We start from the raw sequence: 299 nt of genomic DNA on the forward strand, positions 1-299 counted from the left end.
AAGACAGTCCGGCGCGAACGCCCGCCGGACTGCCCTGAGATCCGCAAGGAGATGCAGGAGATCGCCGGAAAGCGGCGCCGGTTCGGCTACCGCCGGATTGGCGTGTTGCTTGAGCGCAAGGGCATGAGAATGAACCACAAGAAACTGTATCGGCTCTACCGGGAAGAAGGGCTGTCAGTGAAGCGGCGGCGCGGCCGCAAGCGGGCCCGTGGAACGCGCTCCCCGATGCCGGAGGCTGCGTATCCCAATGCGCGCTGGTCTCTGGACTTCCTGGCTGACAGCTTCGGCCCATCCCGGAA

Annotated in this window: 1 protein-coding gene; it reads left to right on the forward strand. The window is 65.2% G+C overall.

Going from position 1 to position 299, the window contains the following annotated elements; all coding sequences use genetic code 11:
• On the forward strand, positions 1-299 hold a 299-nt coding region (locus FCK22_RS18105; protein ID WP_136720763.1), incomplete at both ends, for an IS3 family transposase.

Source organism: Sulfitobacter sp. 15WGC (assembly GCF_005068605.1).
In the GTDB taxonomy this organism is placed as follows: Bacteria; Pseudomonadota; Alphaproteobacteria; order Rhodobacterales; family Rhodobacteraceae; genus Sulfitobacter; species Sulfitobacter faviae.